Raw genomic sequence first — 18,342 nt, forward strand, 5'->3', positions numbered from 1 at the left:
GGCTGGGGTGGAGTGGACCGGTGGGCCGGTCCTGGTCGGCGCCGGCGGCAAGGCGGTCAGGAAGGCCGGGCGTCTCCTGCCGCAGCCGCTGGCCTGGGTACTGGGAAAATCGGCCCGAGAGCGCGGGAACGATCTCCGTGGGTGCCGGTGTAGGCCCTGACCAGCCCATTCCGTCGGTTCCCCACACAAGAGATACCGATGAAACGGGTCTCCGCCGGTGACGGAAGTCACGGTGGGGCCCGTTTCTCGTTGTCGGCGGCGGTGTGCGGCTGTGAGGCATCGCACGGCGCTGCCAGGCAAGCGGAGGCCCGGAGGGCGCCGGCCCGTGAGCTATCTCACGGGCGTGGCCTTGTCTCTCCGGGGGCGCAGGGCGGGCCACGCGGTGGCGACGGCGGCGGTCGTGGCGAGGAGCGCGCAGGCTCCGGCTGCCGCGCCCATCGCCGTCCACGGCAGCCGGATCGCGGCCGGCGCCGACAGCAGGTGCAAGGCCCGCCACATTCCCGCCAGTTGGAGCACCGCGACCAGCAGTCCTAGCAGCGCCCCGACCGCGACCACCGTCAGCGCCTCGGCGCCGACCAGCCGCAGCAGCTGCCCCCGGGTGGCCCCGGCCAGTCGCAGCGCGGCCAGCTCGCGCACTCGGTCGGCGGTGGCCATCACCATGGTGTTGACCAGGGAGATCCCGGTGTGGACCAGCGCGATGCCGAGGACCAGGAGAAGGCCGAGCCGGGTGGTCCGGTCGGTCTGCGGGTAGGTCGCCGCCACCCACCGGTCCGCCGTGAGCACCCGCCCACCGCTCGCCCGGACCGCCTCCCGCAGCCCGGCGGCCACCGCGTCCGCGTCCGCGCCGACCCGCAGGCCCACGTCGACCCGGTCGACGGCCGCGCCCCGGGCGTTGGCAGGGGTGACGTACACGCCGTTGTCGCCGGTGCCCGTCCGCAGCACGGCGGCGATCCGCAACGTCTTCCGGGTGCCGTCGCCCAGCCACACCCGGACCCGCTGCCCGACGGTGTGCCGCTCCCACTCCTCGTTCACGATGATCGAGCCGTCGTCCAGCCCGCCGACCCGGCCGGAGGCGAGCGGGAGGCGGGCGGTGGCCGCCAGCGCGGCCGGATCGGCGGCCCGCGCCTCGGACCTGATCAGGGCGACCCCGTCCTCCAGCACGTACACCGCGCTCGCCGAGGTCGCCGACACCTCGGCGCCCGGCACCGCGCGCATCGCCCGGAGCGTCGCCCCGTCGAACCCGGCGCCGTCCGGGGGCGTGACGACGAAGGCCGCGGTGGTCCGGTCGCGGGTCTCGGCGGCCCGGGCCGCGTTCAGGTTCGCGGTGGCGCCGAGCAGCGAGCCGGCGAGGGCGACGGTCACCAGCACGGGGGCCGCGACGGCCGCCGTACGACGCACCCCGGCGGCCGCGTGCTCGCGCACCAGCAGGCCGGTGGCGCCGGGGAGCCGGGCCGGGGCCCAGGTGAGCAGCCGGACCAGCGGACGGACCAGGACGGGCGCGAGCAGCGCGGCCGCCGTGATCAGCACCATCGGCCGGCTCACGTAGGTCTTGCGGTGCAGCAGGTCGCCGGGGGCGTCGAGGAGCAGCAGTACGGCCGCGGTCAGCAACAGGCCCGCACCGCACAGCCAACGCCCGCGGGTCATCGGCCTGCCGTCCACGTCCGCCTCGCGCAGCGCCTCCGTCGGCCGGGTCCGGCCCGCCCGCCGGGACGCGGTGGCCGCGCCCAGCAGGGCGACGAGCAGACCGGCCGCGAAGGCCGCGCCGTACGGCCAGGTGTGGCCGCCGATCCGGAACCAGCCCGGGGCGAGTCCGCCGTCGGCGGTCCAGCGGGCGAGGCGGGGTGCGCCGTACCCGCCGAGCACGCAGCCCACCGCCGAGGCGGGCGCTCCGACCAGCAGGGCCTCGGCCAGCACCGTCCTGCGGAGCTGCCCGGGTGTCGCCCCGGCGATGCGCAGCAGGCCGAACTCGCGGCGGCGCTGGGCGACCGCGAAGGCGAAGGTGGACGCCACCACGAAGACCGACACGAAGCCGGTGACCCCGCCTGCGGTGCCGAACAGGGCGTTCAGCGCGGTCAGCGCCTCGCGGTCGCGGTCCGGGTCCGGGTCGGCGAGACGCCGGCCGTCGCCGGTGAGGACCTGTAGGCCCGGGATGCCCCGCACCGCGTTCCGTACGGCCGCCGGTCGCGCGGCCACCACCAGCTGGGTGCTGCGGGGCGCCAGTCGCGCCGCCCGCGCGTCGGTGTAGAAGACGGCGTGCTCGAAGCCGCGGTCGGCGACCGTGCCGACGACGGTGACGCTGCCGTGATCCGTGCGGAGGGTGCGGCCGGGCGTCGTCCAGGTCCCGGTGACGACGACCTCGCGGGCGGTGCGCGGTGCGCGGCCCGAGGTGAGCTCGTACGGCGCGAAGGCGGCGACCGGCCAGGGGTGCCCGACGAGGTCGCCGGGCCCGTTCTCCGCGTGCACGGCGAAGGTGCGGTCGAGGGTGACCTTGCCGAGTCTGTTCAGTCCGGTGACGGCGGCGGGTGGCACGGCCCGCGGCTGTGCGAGCCGCTGGGTGCGGGTGCCGATCGGGGTGGCGACCCGCAGGGTGTCGGCGCCCTTGACGACGACCGGGGCGGCGGCGAACCGCTCCGGGGCCCGCCGCGGCGCGTCCAGCGAGGAGGCGAGTGCCAGGCCCATCACGGTGAGCAGGGCCACGCCCAGCGCGAGGGCGACGAAGCTGCCGACGAAGGTGACCCGTCGGGCGCGCAGGGTGTGCAGGGCGACGCTCAGCATGGTTGGGCCTCCGGCCTGGACGGCTGGGTCTGGGGTTCGGAGGGCGGGGTCTGTGGTTCGGAGGGCGGGGGCTGCGGTTCGGAGGGCGGAGTCTGTGGTTCGGAGGGCGGGGGCTGCGGAAAAGTGGGCAGAGTCTGCGGCCCGGACGGCTGCGCCTCCAGTCCGGTCAGGCGCGTGCCGATGTCGGCGGCCGACGCGCCGGTCAGTTCGCCTACGACCCGGCCGTCGACGAGGAAGACGACGCGGTCGGCGTAGGAGGCGGCGACCGGGTCGTGGGTGACCATGACGGTCGTCCGGCCCTCGTCGTCCACCATCGCGCGCAGCAGCGTCAGCACCGTGTGGCCGGCCCGTGAGTCCAGGGCGCCGGTCGGCTCGTCGCCGAACAGGACGTCGGGGCGGGTGATCAGGGCGCGGGCCAGCGCGACGCGCTGCTGCTGCCCGCCGGACAGCTCGCCCGGCCGGTGCCGGGCGCGGTCGGCGAGTCCCACCCGGCCGAGGACCTCGCGGACCCGGGCCCTCGGGGGACGGCGGCCCGCCAGCCGCAGCGGCAGCGCCACGTTCTGCTCGGCGGTGAGCGAGGGCAGCAGGTTGAACGCCTGGAAGACGAAGCCGACGCGCTCCCGGCGCAGCAGGGTCAGCTTCGTCTCGCTCAGCCCGGTCAGCTCGGTCCCGCCCAGGGTCACCGACCCGGAAGTCGGCCGGTCGAGGCCCGCCGCGCACTGCAGCAGGGTCGACTTGCCGGAGCCGGACGGCCCCATGACGGCGGTGAACGTCCTCCTCGGAAAGTCCAGGGAGACCTCGTCGAGCGCGGTGACGGCGCGGTCGCCTGAGCCGTGACGTCTGCTGACGGAGCGCAGGTTGATGGCGTCCATGGGTCCTCACATGTCGGTTCGACGGCGGCGGTACGGCCACGAAACCGTTCGGGGGCGGGGCGGCGCACTGCGGCAGGACCGAGACCCGGGGTAGGGCCAGGCATACCCCCGCTCCGGCGGCTGGACGGATGGCCGCGCCGTCCGCCCGCCGCCTACGGTGACCGCATGCAGCCCCGTCCCCGCAGCGTCTGGCAGGCCATGGCCGGGCCCGGCTTCCTGATCTCCTCCTGGCCCTGGCGGGCCGCCGGTTACCTGCTGACCGGCGCGGTGACCGGAGCCGTACTCCTCGTGGGTCTGGTGGTCGCGGTCACGGCCGGCGGGGTGCTCGCCGTGGTACTCGTCGGGCTGCCGCTGCTGCTCCTCACGGCGCTCGCGGGCCTTCCGGTGGCCTGGCTCGAACGGTGCCGGCTGCGGCTGGTCGACCGGGAGCGGGTGTACGACCCCCATGTCCGGCCGTCCGCCCCGGGACTGCGGGCGTGGCTCGCGACCCGGCTGCGGGAGCGGGCGACCTGGCGCGAGCTCGGCCATGCGCTGCTGTTCGCGGGCCTGTTGTGGCCGGTGGACGCGCTCGCCGTGACGCTCGCGCTGATCTGCCCGCTGTCGATGGCCGCCGCCCCGCTGCTGCTGGCCACGGTCGGCGGCGGCCGGGAGACGAAGGTGCTGAAGGCGTGGACGGTCACCGGCTGGCCGGCCGCCTTCGGCATCGCGCTGGCCGGGGTGCTGCTGCTGGCCCTCGGCGGCTATGCGCTGGGCGTGGCGGCCGGTGCGCGGGCCGGACTCGTCCGGCTGCTGATCGCGCCGCGCGAGGCCGAGTTGGGGGACCGGGTCGTCGAACTGGCGCGGTCCCGGGCGCGGTTGGTGGACGCCTTCGAGGCGGAACGGCGACGCATTGAGCGCGATCTGCACGACGGGGCCCAGCAACGCCTGGTCGCTCTCTCGATGACCCTGGGCCTGGCCCGTCTGGACGCCCCGCCTGGTCCGCTCGCCGACCAGCTCGCCAAGGCCCAGCGGGAGGCGGGCGAGGCGCTCGCCGAGCTGCGGGAGATCGTGCACGGGATCCACCCGAAGGTGCTGGCCGACCATGGCCTGGAGGCGGCGGTGGCGGATGCGGCGGATCGGACGGCCGTTCCCGTGGACGTCGGTCTCCGGTTGCCCGGGCGGCTGCCGGAGGCGGTCGAGGCGGCCGCGTACTTCGTGGTGCGGGAGGCGCTCGCCAACGTCGACCGGCACAGTGGTGCGGGCCGTTGCGAGGTGACCGGCGGGCACCGGGACGGCCGGCTGCACCTGGAGGTGCGCGACGACGGCCGCGGCGGCGCGGCGGCCGGGGCGGGCAGCGGCCTCACCGGACTGGCGGACCGGGTGTCCGTCCTCGATGGCAGACTCTCCCTGTCCAGCCCGCCGGGCGGACCGACCCTGCTGCGTGTGGAGTTGCCGTGCGAGCCGATCGACCTCTGCGCGTAGTCCTGGCCGAGGACGGCGTGCTGCTGCGGGAGGGGATCGCGGGGCTGCTGGGCCGGTTCGGTCACGAGGTGGTCGCCGCGGTCGGGGACGCGGAGGCGCTGGTCGCGGCGGTCGGGGAGCACGCGCCCGACGTCGTCGTGACGGACGTGCGGATGCCGCCGGGCTTCCAGGACGAGGGCCTGCAGGCGGCGGTGCGGCTGCGTGCGGCCAGGCCGACGTTGCCGATCCTGGTCCTCAGCCAGTACGTGCAGCGCAGTTACGTCGCCGAACTCCTCGACTCCGGGGACGGGTCGGGCATCGGCTACCTGCTCAAGGACCGGGTGGGGCAGGTGGCAGAGTTCGTCGCGGCGCTGGGGGAGGTGGCCGGCGGGGGGACGGTGGTCGACCCCGAGGTGGTACGGCAACTGCTGCGCCGGCGCCGGGATCCGCTGGAGCGGCTGTCCCCGCGCGAGCGGGAGGTGCTCGCGCTGGTCGCCGAGGGGAAGTCGAACGGGGCGATCGCGAGAGAGCTGGTGGTCTCCGAGGCGGCGGTGGGGAAGCACATCGGGGGGATCCTGACGAAGCTGGACCTGCCGCCGGCGGAGGATTCGCACCGGCGGGTGCTGGCTGTGCTGGCGTATCTGAGGGCGTGACTACTTTGTTCGGGGGCCTTCCGGGACGTTTTCGGCTGCGGGTGCGTCGTGGTTGTTCGCGCAGTTCCCCGGGCCCCTTTGAGGTGGGACCAGTGGCCCCACCCTTCTTGGGGGCGCGGGGAACTGCGCGAACAACCCCCACCGGCCGGTGGATATACGACGACGGTGACCCACCCTTCCTGAACCACCCCGAAGTTATCCACAGGGTCTGACGGCTTTCGGCCCCCACCTGTACCGTCTCCACGAGTTGATGTTCGTGCGTGTGTGCGTGGAGTACGACGGGGGAGGCGGTCGACGTGACCGGAGTGGAAGGGCTGACGACGGTCGGCGGGCGCAGGCTGCCCGCGCCGAAGGGCTTTGCGCAGTGGCCCTCGAAGGGCTCCCCCAAGGAGGAGGGCAAGGCGCTGCGTTCGGCGGTCCCGCGCCGCAGCCACGACGCCCTGGACCTGGACGGCTCCCGTCCCGACGCGGTGAGCGCGGTGGAGGAGTCCAACCGGGACCGCATCCCCGAGCTGGTCCCCATACGGGTCGGGAGAATGGCGGCCGGCCCCTTCGCGTTCCTGCGCGGCTCGGCCGGCCTGATGGCGCACGACCTGGCCCGCACCCCGATGACCAGGATCGCCACCCAGATCTGCGGCGACGCCCACGCGGCCAACTTCGGCCTGTACGGCGACCCGCGCGGCGACCTCGTCATCGACCTGAACGACTTCGACGAGACGGTGCTCGGCCCCTGGGAGTGGGACCTCAAGCGGCTCGCGGCCTCCCTGGTGCTGGCCGGCCGGGAGGCGGGCGCCGACGAGGACATGTGCCGCAAGGCCGCGGGTGACGCGGCCGGTGCCTACCGCCGCACCATGCGCCTGCTGGCCAAGCTTCCGGTGCTGGACGCGTGGAACGCGATCGCGGACGAGGAGCTGGTCTCCCACTCCGACGCCCACGACATGGTCGGCACCCTGCGCCGGGTCTCGGAGAAGGCCCGCGCCAACACCAGCGGCCGGTTCGCGGCCCGCTCCACCGCGCCCACCGAGGACGGCGGCCGCCGCTTCGTGGACGCCGTGCCGGTGCTGCGCCGGGTCCCGGACGCGGAGGCCGAGGCGGTCACCGCCGCCCTGGAGCACTACGTGACCACGCTCTCCGAGGACCGCCACCCGCTGCTCGCCCGGCACACCCCGCACGACGTCGCCTTCCGGATCGTCGGCACCGGCAGCGTCGGCACCCGCTCCTACGTCGTCCTCCTCCTCGACCACCGCGGCGAGCCGCTGATCCTCCAGGTCAAGGAGGCCCGCCCGTCCGCGCTCGTCCCCCATCTCGCCACGGCCGGCTTCGAGACGCCGGCCGTCGACCACGAGGGCCGCCGGGTGGTCCTCGGCCAGAAGCGGATGCAGGTGGTCAGCGACATCCTGCTCGGCTGGACCACGGTGGACGGCCGCCCGTTCCAGGTCCGCCAGTTCCGCAACCGCAAGGGCAGCGTCGACCCGGCCGCCCTGTCCCCCGACCAGATCGACGACTACGGCCGGATGACCGGCGCCCTGCTGGCCCGCGCGCACTCGCACAGCGCCGACCCGCGCCTGATCGCCGGCTACTGCGGCAAGAACGAGGAGCTGGACGAGGCGATCGCCGCGTTCGCCGTGACCTACGCCGACCGTACGGAGGCGGACCACGAGGAGCTGGTGACCGCGGTGCGGGCGGGACGGATAGCGGCGGAGCTCGGGGTGTGATCCGCGTGCTCTCCGGCTTCCCGTCCCCGGCTTCCGGCTTCCGGCCTCCGGTCTCCCGAGAGGTACTGAAGTGAAGTACGTCGAAATAGGCGACGGCGCGGCGGACGAGGGCGTGGCCGCGGTCTCCGTCGACCCCGGCCCCTACCTGGCGCGGCTGCCGGAACTCGCCGACGGCCTGCCGCCCGGCGCCCGTGCCTTCGCCACCGACCCGCGCCACTACGAGTTCGGCGGCCGCCGCTGCGTGAAGGACCTGCACCCGCTGGACATGCGCCGCACGGCCCCCGCCGACATCGAGATCCGCTTCCGCCGCAACTGCTACCAGCACGACGAGGACCTGATCGTCCGCTACACGGGCGTCTCCCGCTTCCAGACGGACATCCTGGGCGCCTGCGACCTCACCTCGCTCGGCGAGGTGATCCTCGACGAGATCCTCCCGCACCCCGGCGGCTGCACCCACGAGCTGGCCTGCCGCCCCGGCACCCTCGTCGTGGCCTGCACCGATCTGGTCGCCGAGTGGGTCCCGGCCACCGCCGGCGACGACAGGCCCTAGGCTGGTCGGGTGACGACCCCGGAAGCTGAGCAGTCCCAGGCACCGCGGCCCGAGGAACGGCTGGAGCAGGCCGTGCGGGCCGCCGAGCAGGCGTTGATCGAGTACGAGATCGCGGTCGAGACCTTCCGCGTCGAGGTGGAGAACTTCTCCCGGCTGCACGAACAGAAGCTCGGCCCGCTCTACCTCCGCATCGAGGAGCTGGACGCGCGGATCGCCGAGGCGAAGGCCGCGCGCACCGGCGACCCCGAGGACATCCGCGCCGCCGAGGAGGCCCGGGCCCGGGTCCTGCCCATCCCCGGCGTCGAGGAGCTGCTGCACGGCTGGATGGACGGCGACGGCCTGTTCCCGGAGGCCGTCGCGATGCTCACCGAGCAGGAGGTCCGGCCGCCGCAGCGGGTCCGCCCCAGCGAGGAGGCCCGCCGGCTCTACCGCGAGCTGGCCCGCAAGGCCCATCCCGACCTGGTGCAGGACGAGGCCGAGCAGGAGCGGCGCGAGGAGTTCCTCAGCCGGGTCAACGCGGCCTACGCCCGCGGAGACGAGGCCCTGCTGCGCGAGCTGGCCGAGGAGTGGGCGGCCGGCCCGGTCCCGCCGGAGCGCAGGCCGAGCCGGGCCGAGGAGCTGTACGCCCGCCTGGAATGGCTCTCCGAGCGCAAGGAACTGCTCGGCCTGGTCGCCAAGGAGCTGGAGAACGGCCCCATCGCCGGCCTGCTCCGGCTGGCCCCGGACGACCCCGACGGCCTCCTCGACGAGATCGCGGAGCGGCTCCGGAAGGACGTGACCGAACGCGAGGCGGAACTGGCGGCCCTGCTGACCCAGGAGTAGCCCTCCGCTCGGGTCGGGTAGCGTCGGGGACATGAACTTCGCAGCGCGTGTGCCCACGGTCGAGGTCGCGGACCTCAAGGACGGCGACTTCCTGCTGGACGTCCGCGAGGACGACGAGTGGCAGGCGGGCCACGCCGCCGGTGCCCTGCACATCCCGATCAGCGAGTTCGTGGCCCGCTACGGCGAACTCACCGAGGCGGCCCCTCAGGACGCCCGCGTCCACGTCATCTGCCGCTCCGGCGGCCGCTCGGCCCAGGTCACGATGTACCTGGTCCAGCAGGGCATCGACGCCGTGAACGTCGACGGCGGCATGCAGGTGTGGCAGGCAGCGGGCCGCGAGGTCGTCACGGACGGGGGAGAACCGGGCTTCGTCATCTGAGAAGGCCGCGCTGAAGCGCCCCTTCAGGGGCGCTGGGGGTACCCCCGGCGGAAGGCTGGGGGAGGAGCTGCGCGACCAGCCCCCATCCGGCCCGCGGATCACATACGACCGAGCGCCCCCCTTCCCATCCCCTACCCCAGTGGATGCGCAGCCAGCAAGTCCCCCAACGCCTCCTCATGCGCCCCGGCCCCCCCGAGCGCCAGCTCGATCTGCTTCGCCCACGCGTGGTACCGGTGCAGCACATACTCCGTGTCGGCCCCGAACCCCCCGTGCAGATGCTGCGCGGTCTGCACCACCCGCCGCACCCCCTCGGCCGCCCAGATCTTCGCCACCGCCACGTCTCCGGCCGCCGGCAGCGCCCCGGCCGCCCCCGACGCGATCCGCCACGCCGCCTGCCAGAGCGTCGCCTCCATGGCCCGCAGGTCGATGTACCGGTCGGCGGCCTGTACGGCCACCGCCTGGAAGGTGGCGATGGGATGCCCGAACTGCTCCCGCTTCCCGGCGTACTCGCCGGTCATCCGCAGCACCCGCTCACCCATCCCGAGCGCCAGCGCACACGTCCCGGTCACCAGCAGTTCCCGCAGCCACTCCCAGGCCCCCTCCGCCACCACCACGTCCCGGTCCGCGACCCGAGCCGACTCCAGGCGCAGCTCCCCGAGCCGTTCGCCGCTGGTCGACACCTGCTCGGCGACCGTGACCCCGGCCGAGACGCCGGACGCGCCCCCCTCGCCGTCCGGCGCCACCAGCGCCAGCACGCTCCGGTCCGTCTCGGTGCGCGCCGGTACGACGACGAGATCGGCGTCATACGCCCACGGCACCGCCGTCTGCACCCCGTCGAGCACCCAGGTGTCACCGTCCCGCCGCGCGGTCACCGCCAGCTCGGCCGGGTCGTGCCCGGTGCGCCCGCTCGCGGCGACGGTCAGCACCAGCTCGCCCCGCCCCGCCCGCGCCGCCAGCCGGTCCCGGAGCTCCGCCGTTCCATACGTCTGTAGGGCCGCCAGGGCCGCGCCGTGCTCCAGCAGCGGCACCCGGGCCAGCACCTTCGCCGACTCCCGAAGCACCAGGCAGAGCGCGATGGCGTCCAGACCGGCGCCGCCGTACTCCTCGCCCAGCAGCAGGCTCAGCAGATCCGCGCCCGCCAGCCTGTCCCACAGCTCCCGGTCGAAGCCCTCGGCCACGGCGCCGGTGGTCAGCGCCGGGCTCGGCACCGCGTCCGGCGCCACCCCGGCGAACACCCCGCGCGCCGCTTCGGCCGCCGCCAACTGCTCCTCGGTGAAGGTGAAGTCCACGGTCCTGTCCTCCCGGCGGGTCCCCGCTGATCTGACGGTCCGTCAAGATAGAACAGGTTCTAGAAGAAGGGAACCCAAAACCCCTGCGATCACCAGCTCCTCCCGTCATAGGCTGACGGCCGCTGTCCGCCGACGGGGGCCGGACACACGAGGGAGGACACATGGGGATCCGAAGCCTGACCCGCACCGAGGCCGAGCACCGGGCCGCACTGGTCACGGTCGAGCGGTACGACATAGACATCGACCTCACCGCCCTGCCCGGCGGGCCGGAGGTCCGCTGCGTCTCCACGGTCACCTTCACCTGCTCCGAGCCGGGCGCGGAGACCTTCGTCGACTGCGCGGCCGAGGTCCACGCCGCCACCCTGAACGGCACCCCCCTCACCCCCGCCGGCGACGGCCGGATCCCGCTGCCCGGTCTGGCCGCGTACAACGTGCTGCGCGTCGAGAGCGTCCAGGCCGACACCGCGGCCGGGGAGGGCGTGCACAAGGCCACCGACCCCGCCGACGGCGAGGTGTACGTCTGGACGAGCTTCGAACCCGACGAGGCCCGGTTCGTCTGGGCCTGCTTCGACCAGCCCGATCTCAAGGCCCCGCACGCCTTCACCGTCACGGCCCCGGCCGCCTGGACCGTCCTCAGCAACTCCGGTGACCCGCGGATCGAGGAGCAGGGCGCGGCCCGCCGCTGGAGCTTCCCGGACACCCCGCCGCTGTCCGTGTACAACACCGTCGTCAACGCCGGCCCCTTCCACGGGATCCGCCGCGAGGCCGACGGCCACGACCTCGGCATCTACGCGCGCCGTTCGCTCGCCGAGGTCCTGGAACGCGACGCCGACGAAATCTTCACCCTCACCCGGCAGGGCCTCGCCTTTTACGCCGAGGCCTTCGCGATGCCCTTCCCGCAGCGCACGTACGACCAGGTCTTCATGCCCGAGTTCGGCGGCGCGATGGAGAACTACGGCTGTGTGACGTGGTCGGACGCCTTCCTGCGGCGGGCCGAGCCGACGCCCGCCGAGCGCGAGCTGCTCGCGGTGGTGCTGCTGCACGAGATGGCGCACATGTGGTTCGGCAACATCGTCACCATGCGCTGGTGGGACGACCTCTGGCTGAACGAGGCCTTCGCCGAGTTCGCCTGCCACTGGGCCGCCGAGGGCGCCACCCGCCACACCGACGCCTGGGCCGGCCATCTCCTCAGCGGCAAGGTCAGGGCGTACCTCTCCGACCAGGGCCCGGTCTCGCACCCGATCCACCAGCCCATCCACGACGTCGCCCAGGCCGCGTCGATCTTCGACAACATCACCTACCCCAAGGGCGCCTCCGTCCTGCACCAGCTGATGACCTACGTCGGCGAGGACCGCTTCCGCACCGGCATGGCCGCCTACTTCGCCCGCCACGCCTGGGGCACCACCACCCTCCAGGACCTGATCGACGCCCTCGCCGAGGCCGGCGGCCGCGACCTGACCGGCTGGCGCAAGGCCTGGCTGGAGACCGCCGGCACCGACCGCTTCACCCTGGAGCACGACGGCGACACCCTCGCCCTGCTCGCCGACGGCAACCCGCGCCCCCAGGTCCTCGCGGTCGGCGCGTACGACCGCGCCGGCGACGCCCTGGAACGCACCGCGCTGGTCCGCGTCGAGGTCACCGAGGCCCGCACCCCGGTCACCGGCCTTCCCGCCACGTCCGACCTCCTCCTGGTCAACGACGACGACCTCACCTTCGCCACCACGCGCCCGGACCCCACCGCCCGGGACACCCTCTTCCGCGCCGCGGCCCAGCTGCCCACGGCGATCTCGCGGGGCGTGGCCGCCGCCACCGTCTGGGACATGCTCACGGCCGGCGAGGCCACGGCGGCCGAGGCCGGCCACTGCCTCACCGCGGTTCTCGCGGCAGAGACGTCCGACGCCGTGATCGAGCCCTACCTCACGCTCGTGACCAACATCGCCGAGCTCTGGGCCCCGCCCGCCGAACGCCCCGCGCTGACCGAGGCCGTGGCCGCGGTGTGCCGGCGGCTCGCCGCCGACCCGGGCCGCCGCCAGGTCGCCCTGCGCGGCCTCGCCCGCACCGCGACCGGCGCCGAAGACCTGGCCTGGCTCCGCGAGCAGGCCGGCGACGACGTCGACCTGCGCTGGCGCGCCCTCGTCCGCGAGGCCGAACTCGGCGGCGACGTCACCGCCGAGTCCGCCGCGCTGCTCGAACGCGACGCCGACCCCGACGCCTGGGTCCGCGCCCTCACCGTCCGCGCCGCCCTCCCCGATCCGGCCGCGAAGGCCGAGGTCTGGCAGCGGCTGACCGTGGACCGCGAGGTGCCCGTCGCGTCGGTCTCCGCGGTCGCGGCCGCCTTCTGGCGTCCCGGCCAGGACACCCAGCTCGCCCCCTACGCCGAGCGCTACCTGGACCTGATCCCCGAACTGCACCAGGGCGGCATGATCCCGGCGATGACCTACACCTCCCACCTCTTCCCGTCGTACGCCGTCGATGCCGAATACATCGAGAAGGTCCGTCAGGCGGCCCGGGAAGCGGTTCCCGTGGTCCGCAAAACCCTTCTGGAACGCTCGGACGCCGTCCGCCGCATGCTCGACGCCCGGATCGCGAAGGCCTGACCCCGGCGGGGCACAGCCCAGCCGGGCCGTGCCCCGCCCGATCGTTCGGTTCCGGCCAATCCCATGGTCGCCGTGCCCGTACCGACGATCAATCCCTGTGGAAAACCTCGGCCGCGACCTGTGGAGAACTCGCGGAAGTGCAGTCGGTGGGTGCGCTCGTACGCCGTATGACCTGCGGCGATCTCGGACGTCGGGCTCTGGCGCCCCGGACCGCAAGGGCCGACGGCCGCGCCCGGAGTGGTGATGGCCACGCCGGCGGCCTCGTCCCCGGGGCTGCGCCCGGTGGCCGGTGCTGAGTACCGTTCCGTGCGAGTGCCGGGCAGCGGCACACCGGGCGGTGCCGGATCGGCGGCCGCCCGGACGACGCGGCGGAATCGGGGAACGGGGCGGCATGGACGACGCGTACGACGAGGGCGTGGACGCCCGGCACGGGCCGGACGCCCCGAGCGGGACGCGTGCGGAGCCGGAGCCCGCCCCACCGGCCCGTCCGGCCTCTCCGGAACAGCCGCCACCCGGCCCACCGGCGGAGTCCCCCACCCTCCCCCGTACCGGCGTCGCCGCCCTCTCCCCCCGCTACCAGGTCGGTGCGGCCCTCGCCCTCGCCCTGGTCGCGGTCGCCGCGTGCGTGCACCTCGGGATGGTGTTCCTGAGCGTGGCACCGGCGAACACGGTGACCAAGCAGCACGGCAAGGCGATCGAGGACTGGGTGTACCCGGAGTTCGAACAGAACTGGAAGCTCTTCGCGCCGAACCCGCTGCAGCAGAACATCGCCGTGCAGGTGCGCGCCGATGTGCTGATGCCGGACGGCACCACGAGCACCACCGGCTGGAACGACCTGTCCGCACAGGACGGCAGGGCCATCGACGGCAGCCTGGTACCCAGCCACACCGTGCAGAACGAGCTGCGCCGGGCCTGGGACTTCTTCACCTCCACGCACGGCACCGACAACCGGCCGATCGGCCTGCGCGGCTCCCTGTCCGAGCAGTACCTGCGACGGATCGTCGTGATGCGCATGTACAAGGGGGACGCCACGAGCCGGAAGGGCACCATCGAACGCGTGCAAGTGCGCTCCAGTACCACCAACGTGACCCCGCCGGACTGGAGCGGCGAGAAGGTCTCCGACACGCCCGTCTACCGGGTGCTGCCCTGGTGGACGGTCACGAAGGACGAAGCGAACGGCGGTGTGCGGTGAACCGTCTCGCCCTGTGCCTGTCCCGTGCCATCGCCCGGGTCACCGAGGCGGCGCTCGGCCCGTACCAGACGGCCGTCGTCCGCATCGGCTTCGCCACCACCTGGCTGCTGTTCCTGCTGCGCGAGTACCCGCACCGCCAGGAGCTGTACGGCCCCCACGCCACCTGGAGCTTCGACCTCGCCCAGCAGCTGACCGCCGACAACCACGCCTTCACGGCGCTGCTGGCCTCCGACAGCCAGGTCTTCTTCGAGGTCTTCTACTTCCTCGCCGTCGTCTCCAGCGCGCTGCTGCTGGTGGGCTGGCGGACCCGGGCCACCTCGCTGTTCTTCATGATCGGTGTGCTGTCCCTGCAGAACCGCAGCGTCTTCGTGGGCGACGGCGGCGACAACGTGCTGCACCTGATGTCCTTCTACCTGGTGTTCACGCGCTGCGGCCAGGTGTGGTCCCTGGACGCCCGCCGGGCGGCCCGCGCGAGCGCCGCACGCGCGCGGGGCCTGCGCGTGGCCCCCGACCTGGCGGGTCCCGCCCTGTGGGCGGCGTCGGGTCTGGTCCTGCTCGCGGCGGCCCTCACCGGCCGCACCGGCGGTGGCTGGCTGGTCCCGGCCGTGCTGTGGGCGACCTGGGCGGGCACCGCCCTGTGGTGGGCGGCCGGCCGTCGCGGGCGTACGTCCGAGCCCCGGATCCTGCTCGACGTCGTCGCGAACATCCTGCACAACGGCGCCCTGTTCGTGATCATGGCCGAGGCCTGCCTGATCTACGCCACCGCCGGCTGGTACAAGATCCAGGGCTCCCGCTGGCAGGACGGCACCGCCGTCTACTACCCGCTCCACCTGGACTACTTCTCGCCCTGGCCGGCCCTCGCCGACCTGCTGTCCGCCAACGGCACGATGGTGATGCTGGTGACCTACGGGACGGTCATCGTGCAGGTCGCGTTCCCGTTCACGCTGTTCAACCGGCGGGTCAAGAACGTGCTGCTGGCCGTGATGATGACCGAGCACGCGGTGATCGCGGTGGTCCTCGGGCTGCCTTTCTTCTCGCTGGCCATGATCGCGGCGGACTCCGTCTTCCTGCCGGCCTCCTTCCTGCACCGGGTCGGCGGCTGGGCGGCACGCGCGCGCGACCGGGTTTCCCACCGGACCGCCCCGGAGCTGCCCGCGCAGCGCTCGCCGGAGCCCGACGAACAGCCCCGCGTAGGCTTCGGGGCATGACCGACCCCCTCGACCACTGGGCGCGGCTGGCCGGCTCGGCCGTCCTCCTCGACGGCTTCCACGCCCTCAAGCACGCGCTGCGCTTCGGCGCGGAGGTGCCGGTGGCGGTCACGGCGGACCGGGCGGCGGCGCTGGCCCTGGCCGAGGAGCTGGCACCGGACGTGCGGGAGGCGCTGGCCGCGCTGCTGACGGAGGTGCCCGCGCAGACGTACGCGTCCCTGGTCCCGCGCCCGCACCCCACGGCCGTGGCCGCCCTGGCCGTACGGCCGTCCCGCGAGGCCAGCCTGCGCGAGCTGGCCCGCGTCCCGCGCACGGCCCCGATCGTGGTCCTCGACGAGCCGCGCAACCTGGGCAACGCGGGCGCGGTGATCCGCCTCGCGGCGGGCTTCGGGGCGACCGGCGTCATCACGACCGGCACCCTCGACCCCTGGCACCCGACGGTCGTCCGCGGCGGCGCGGGCCTCCACTTCGCCACGGCGGTGGAACGGCTGACGGTGGCCGAACTGCCGAAGGGCCCGCTGTACGCGCTCGACCCGGAGGGCGAGGACATCAGAGCGGTGAAACTCCCCGACGACGCGATCCTCGCCTTCGGCTCCGAGCGGACCGGGTTGTCGGGGGAGCTACGCACACGTGCCGACCATCTCCTACGCCTGCCGATGCGCCCCCAGGTGAGCAGCTACAACCTGGCGACGAGCGTGGCGATGACCTTGTACCACTGGAGTGCTTTGTAGGAGGCGGGACCGGAGCGCCCCGAAAGGGGCGCTGGGGGTACCCCCGGCCGAAGGCTGGAGGAGGAACTGCGCGACCAGCCACAGCGGTGCCGCACCCGCCCAACGACCGTCCGCCGCAACGGCGGGTGCCGCCCGGTTCGGCACCGCCGGTCAACGCCGTCGTGGCGGAGCGCCGTTGCGGCGGCCAAAGAGACGGCGGAGACCGACGAACTGGTGACGGCCTGGACAGGAACCGGTGCCCACCGAAAACGTCGGCCGCTCACACGCCCCGCCCCTGCCGCTTGCGTCGGCCGGTCGCGCGCCCCGCGCGCTACGCCTCCCTGCGCACCTCGATCACCCGGAACCGGTTCGCCACGAACGCCCCGTCGCACAGCGCCGCGTTCGCCGCCGGGTTGCCGCCCGAACCGTGGAAGTCGGAGAAGGCGGCGGTCTGGTTGACGTACACCCCGCCCACCAGGTTCAGCGACAGCTGGGCCGCCTCCTCCAGGCAGACCTCCTCCACCGCGCGCTCCACGTCGGCGTCGACCGTGTACGCGCCGACCGTCATCGCGCCCTTGTCGCGGACCGTCCGCCGCAGCAGCTCCACCGCGTCGGCGGCCGAGTCGACGGCGACGGCGAAGGACACCGGGCCGAAGCACTCGCTCGTGTAGGCGGCCTCGTCGTCCGGCTTGGCGCCGTCCAGCTTCACGATCACCGGCGTGCGCACGACCGCGCTCGGGAACTCCGGGTTGGCGATCTCGCGGGAGGCGAGGGCGACCTCGCCGAGCCCGGCGGCGGCCTCAAGACGGGCCTTGACGTCGGGGTTGACGATGGCGCCGAGCAGCGCGTTGGCCCGGGCGTCGTCGCCGAGCAGGCCGTCGACCGCGCGGGCGATGTCGGCGACCACCTCGTCGTACGTCCGCGGGCCTTCGTCGGTGCGGATGCCGTCGCGGGGGATCAGCAGGTTCTGCGGGGTGGTGCACATCTGGCCGCTGTAGAGGGAGAGCGAGAAGGCCAGGTTGGAGAGCATCCCCTTGTAGTTGTCGGTCGACTCGACCAGGACCGTGTTGACACCGGCCTTCTCGGTGTACACCTGGGCCTGCCGGGCGTTGGCCTCCAGCCAGTCGCCGAAGGCGGTCGAGCCGGTGTAGTCGACGATCTTGATTTCGGGACGGGTCGCGAGCGTCTTGGCGATGCCCTCGCCGGGGTGTTCCGTCGCCAGTGCCACCAGGTTCGGGTCGAAGCCGGCCTCGGCGAGGACCTGGCGGGCGACCTGGACGGTGAGGGCCAGCGGGAGCACCGCGCGCGGGTGCGGCTTCACCAGGACCGCGTTGCCGGTGGCGAGGGAGGCGAACAGGCCCGGGTAGCCGTTCCACGTCGGGAACGTGTTGCAGCCGATGACCAGCGCGATGCCGCGCGGGACCGGCTTGAACGTCTTCGTCAGCGCGAGCGGGTCGCGCTTGCCCTGCGGCTTGGTCCACTCGGCCGCGTCGGGAGTGCGGACCTGCTCCGCGTAGGCGTAGGCCACCGCTTCCAGGCCGCGGTCCTGGGCGTGCGGGCCGCCCGCCTGGAACGCCATCATGAAGGCCTGGCCGCTGGTGTGCATGACCGCGTGCGCGAACTCGTGCGTCCGGTCGCTGATCCGCTTGAGGATCTCCAGACACACCACCGCACGCGCCTCCGCGCCCGCGTCACGCCACGCGCGCTGCCCGGCCCGCATGGCCGGCAGCAGTGTGTCGACGTCGGCATGCGGGTAGGTCACGCCCAGCTCGATGCCGTACGGGGAGACCTCGCCGCCGGTCCAGTCGTCGGTGCCGGGCTGACCGAGGTCGATGCGGTTGCCGAGGAGGGCGTCGAAGGCGGCCTTGCCCGCCGCCGCGTCCAGGCTGCCGTGCTCGCCGTAGGCCTTGGGGTGCTCGGGGTGGGGGGACCAGTACGCGCGCGTGCGGATCGCCTCCAGCGCCTGGTCAAGCGTGGGCCGGTGCTTGGCGATCAGCTCGTGCGCGGTGAGTTCGGCGGTCATGCGGGACCAACTCCTCGTCTGATGAGCTTCCCCTTGAAGCTCATGACCTGGGCGGAAACGGCCGGACAGAGTTAGAGTAACCGAACGATCGGTCGGGACAAGGGGGCCTGCCGCATC

At 73.8% G+C, this 18,342-nt stretch carries 14 protein-coding genes; 10 read left to right on the forward strand and 4 right to left on the reverse strand.

Annotated elements, in window-relative coordinates; translation table 11 throughout:
• Window positions 1-330 precede the first annotated feature (330 nt).
• Entirely contained in the window at window positions 331-2,775 is a 2,445-nt protein-coding gene (locus ACFY6U_RS37375; RefSeq protein ID WP_390045539.1) for an FtsX-like permease family protein, read from the reverse strand.
• Window positions 2,769-3,647, reverse strand: a complete 879-nt coding sequence (locus tag ACFY6U_RS37380; RefSeq protein WP_390045541.1) for an ABC transporter ATP-binding protein — start codon at window positions 3,645-3,647, stop codon at window positions 2,769-2,771. The genes ACFY6U_RS37375 and ACFY6U_RS37380 overlap by 7 nt, the downstream gene beginning before the upstream one ends.
• Before the next feature lie 165 nt (window positions 3,648-3,812).
• On the opposite strand from ACFY6U_RS37380, the gene ACFY6U_RS37385 reads away from it, so the two are divergent.
• The 6 genes from ACFY6U_RS37385 to ACFY6U_RS37410 all read left to right on the forward strand — a co-directional run bounded on the left by ACFY6U_RS37385 (window position 3,813) and on the right by ACFY6U_RS37410 (window position 9,206).
• On the forward strand, window positions 3,813-5,108 hold the full coding sequence (locus ACFY6U_RS37385; RefSeq protein ID WP_390045543.1) for a sensor histidine kinase: 1,296 nt from the start codon (window positions 3,813-3,815) through the stop codon (window positions 5,106-5,108).
• The gene (locus ACFY6U_RS37390; RefSeq protein WP_390045545.1) at window positions 5,081-5,740 is read left to right on the forward strand and encodes a response regulator; all 660 of its coding nucleotides are present in this window, start codon (window positions 5,081-5,083) and stop codon (window positions 5,738-5,740) included. Before ACFY6U_RS37385 ends, ACFY6U_RS37390 begins: the two co-directional genes overlap by 28 nt.
• Before the next feature lie 296 nt (window positions 5,741-6,036).
• A complete protein-coding gene (locus ACFY6U_RS37395) occupies window positions 6,037-7,455 on the forward strand; it encodes a DUF2252 domain-containing protein (protein WP_390045547.1) in 1,419 nt (472 codons plus the stop codon).
• Window positions 7,456-7,525: 70 nt separating this feature from the next.
• Window positions 7,526-8,005: a hypothetical protein gene (locus ACFY6U_RS37400; protein ID WP_390045549.1), complete on the forward strand. Its 480-nt coding sequence runs from the start codon at window positions 7,526-7,528 to the stop codon at window positions 8,003-8,005.
• A 9-nt stretch (window positions 8,006-8,014) separates the two neighbouring features.
• The gene (locus ACFY6U_RS37405; protein ID WP_390045551.1) at window positions 8,015-8,827 is read left to right on the forward strand and encodes a hypothetical protein; all 813 of its coding nucleotides are present in this window, start codon (window positions 8,015-8,017) and stop codon (window positions 8,825-8,827) included.
• Window positions 8,828-8,876: 49 nt separating this feature from the next.
• Window positions 8,877-9,206 carry a rhodanese-like domain-containing protein gene (locus ACFY6U_RS37410; protein WP_390045930.1) on the forward strand — a complete coding sequence of 110 codons (330 nt, stop codon included), beginning with the start codon at window positions 8,877-8,879 and terminating at the stop codon, window positions 9,204-9,206.
• Window positions 9,207-9,337: 131 nt separating this feature from the next.
• On the opposite strand, the gene ACFY6U_RS37415 is transcribed toward ACFY6U_RS37410, so the two are convergent.
• Window positions 9,338-10,495 carry an acyl-CoA dehydrogenase family protein gene (locus ACFY6U_RS37415; RefSeq protein WP_390045553.1) on the reverse strand — a complete coding sequence of 386 codons (1,158 nt, stop codon included), beginning with the start codon at window positions 10,493-10,495 and terminating at the stop codon, window positions 9,338-9,340.
• A 161-nt stretch (window positions 10,496-10,656) separates the two neighbouring features.
• On the opposite strand from ACFY6U_RS37415, the gene pepN reads away from it, so the two are divergent.
• The 4 genes from pepN to ACFY6U_RS37435 all read left to right on the forward strand — a co-directional run bounded on the left by pepN (window position 10,657) and on the right by ACFY6U_RS37435 (window position 16,223).
• The gene (pepN, locus tag ACFY6U_RS37420) at window positions 10,657-13,092 is read left to right on the forward strand and encodes an aminopeptidase N (protein ID WP_390045555.1); all 2,436 of its coding nucleotides are present in this window, start codon (window positions 10,657-10,659) and stop codon (window positions 13,090-13,092) included.
• Window positions 13,093-13,483: 391 nt separating this feature from the next.
• Window positions 13,484-14,284 carry a DUF5819 family protein gene (locus tag ACFY6U_RS37425; RefSeq protein WP_390045557.1) on the forward strand — a complete coding sequence of 267 codons (801 nt, stop codon included), beginning with the start codon at window positions 13,484-13,486 and terminating at the stop codon, window positions 14,282-14,284.
• The gene (locus ACFY6U_RS37430) at window positions 14,281-15,492 is read left to right on the forward strand and encodes an HTTM domain-containing protein (protein WP_390045559.1); all 1,212 of its coding nucleotides are present in this window, start codon (window positions 14,281-14,283) and stop codon (window positions 15,490-15,492) included. Before ACFY6U_RS37425 ends, ACFY6U_RS37430 begins: the two co-directional genes overlap by 4 nt.
• The gene (locus ACFY6U_RS37435; protein WP_390045561.1) at window positions 15,489-16,223 is read left to right on the forward strand and encodes a TrmH family RNA methyltransferase; all 735 of its coding nucleotides are present in this window, start codon (window positions 15,489-15,491) and stop codon (window positions 16,221-16,223) included. Before ACFY6U_RS37430 ends, ACFY6U_RS37435 begins: the two co-directional genes overlap by 4 nt.
• A 310-nt stretch (window positions 16,224-16,533) precedes the next feature.
• Here the strand turns inward: ACFY6U_RS37435 and paaN are convergent, their stop codons facing one another.
• Entirely contained in the window at window positions 16,534-18,225 is a 1,692-nt protein-coding gene (gene paaN, locus ACFY6U_RS37440) for a phenylacetic acid degradation protein PaaN (protein WP_390045563.1), read from the reverse strand.
• Window positions 18,226-18,342 lie beyond the last annotated feature (117 nt).

The sequence above is a fragment of the Streptomyces sp. NPDC013157 genome (assembly GCF_042899865.1).
In the GTDB taxonomy this organism is placed as follows: Bacteria; Actinomycetota; Actinomycetes; order Streptomycetales; family Streptomycetaceae; genus Streptomyces.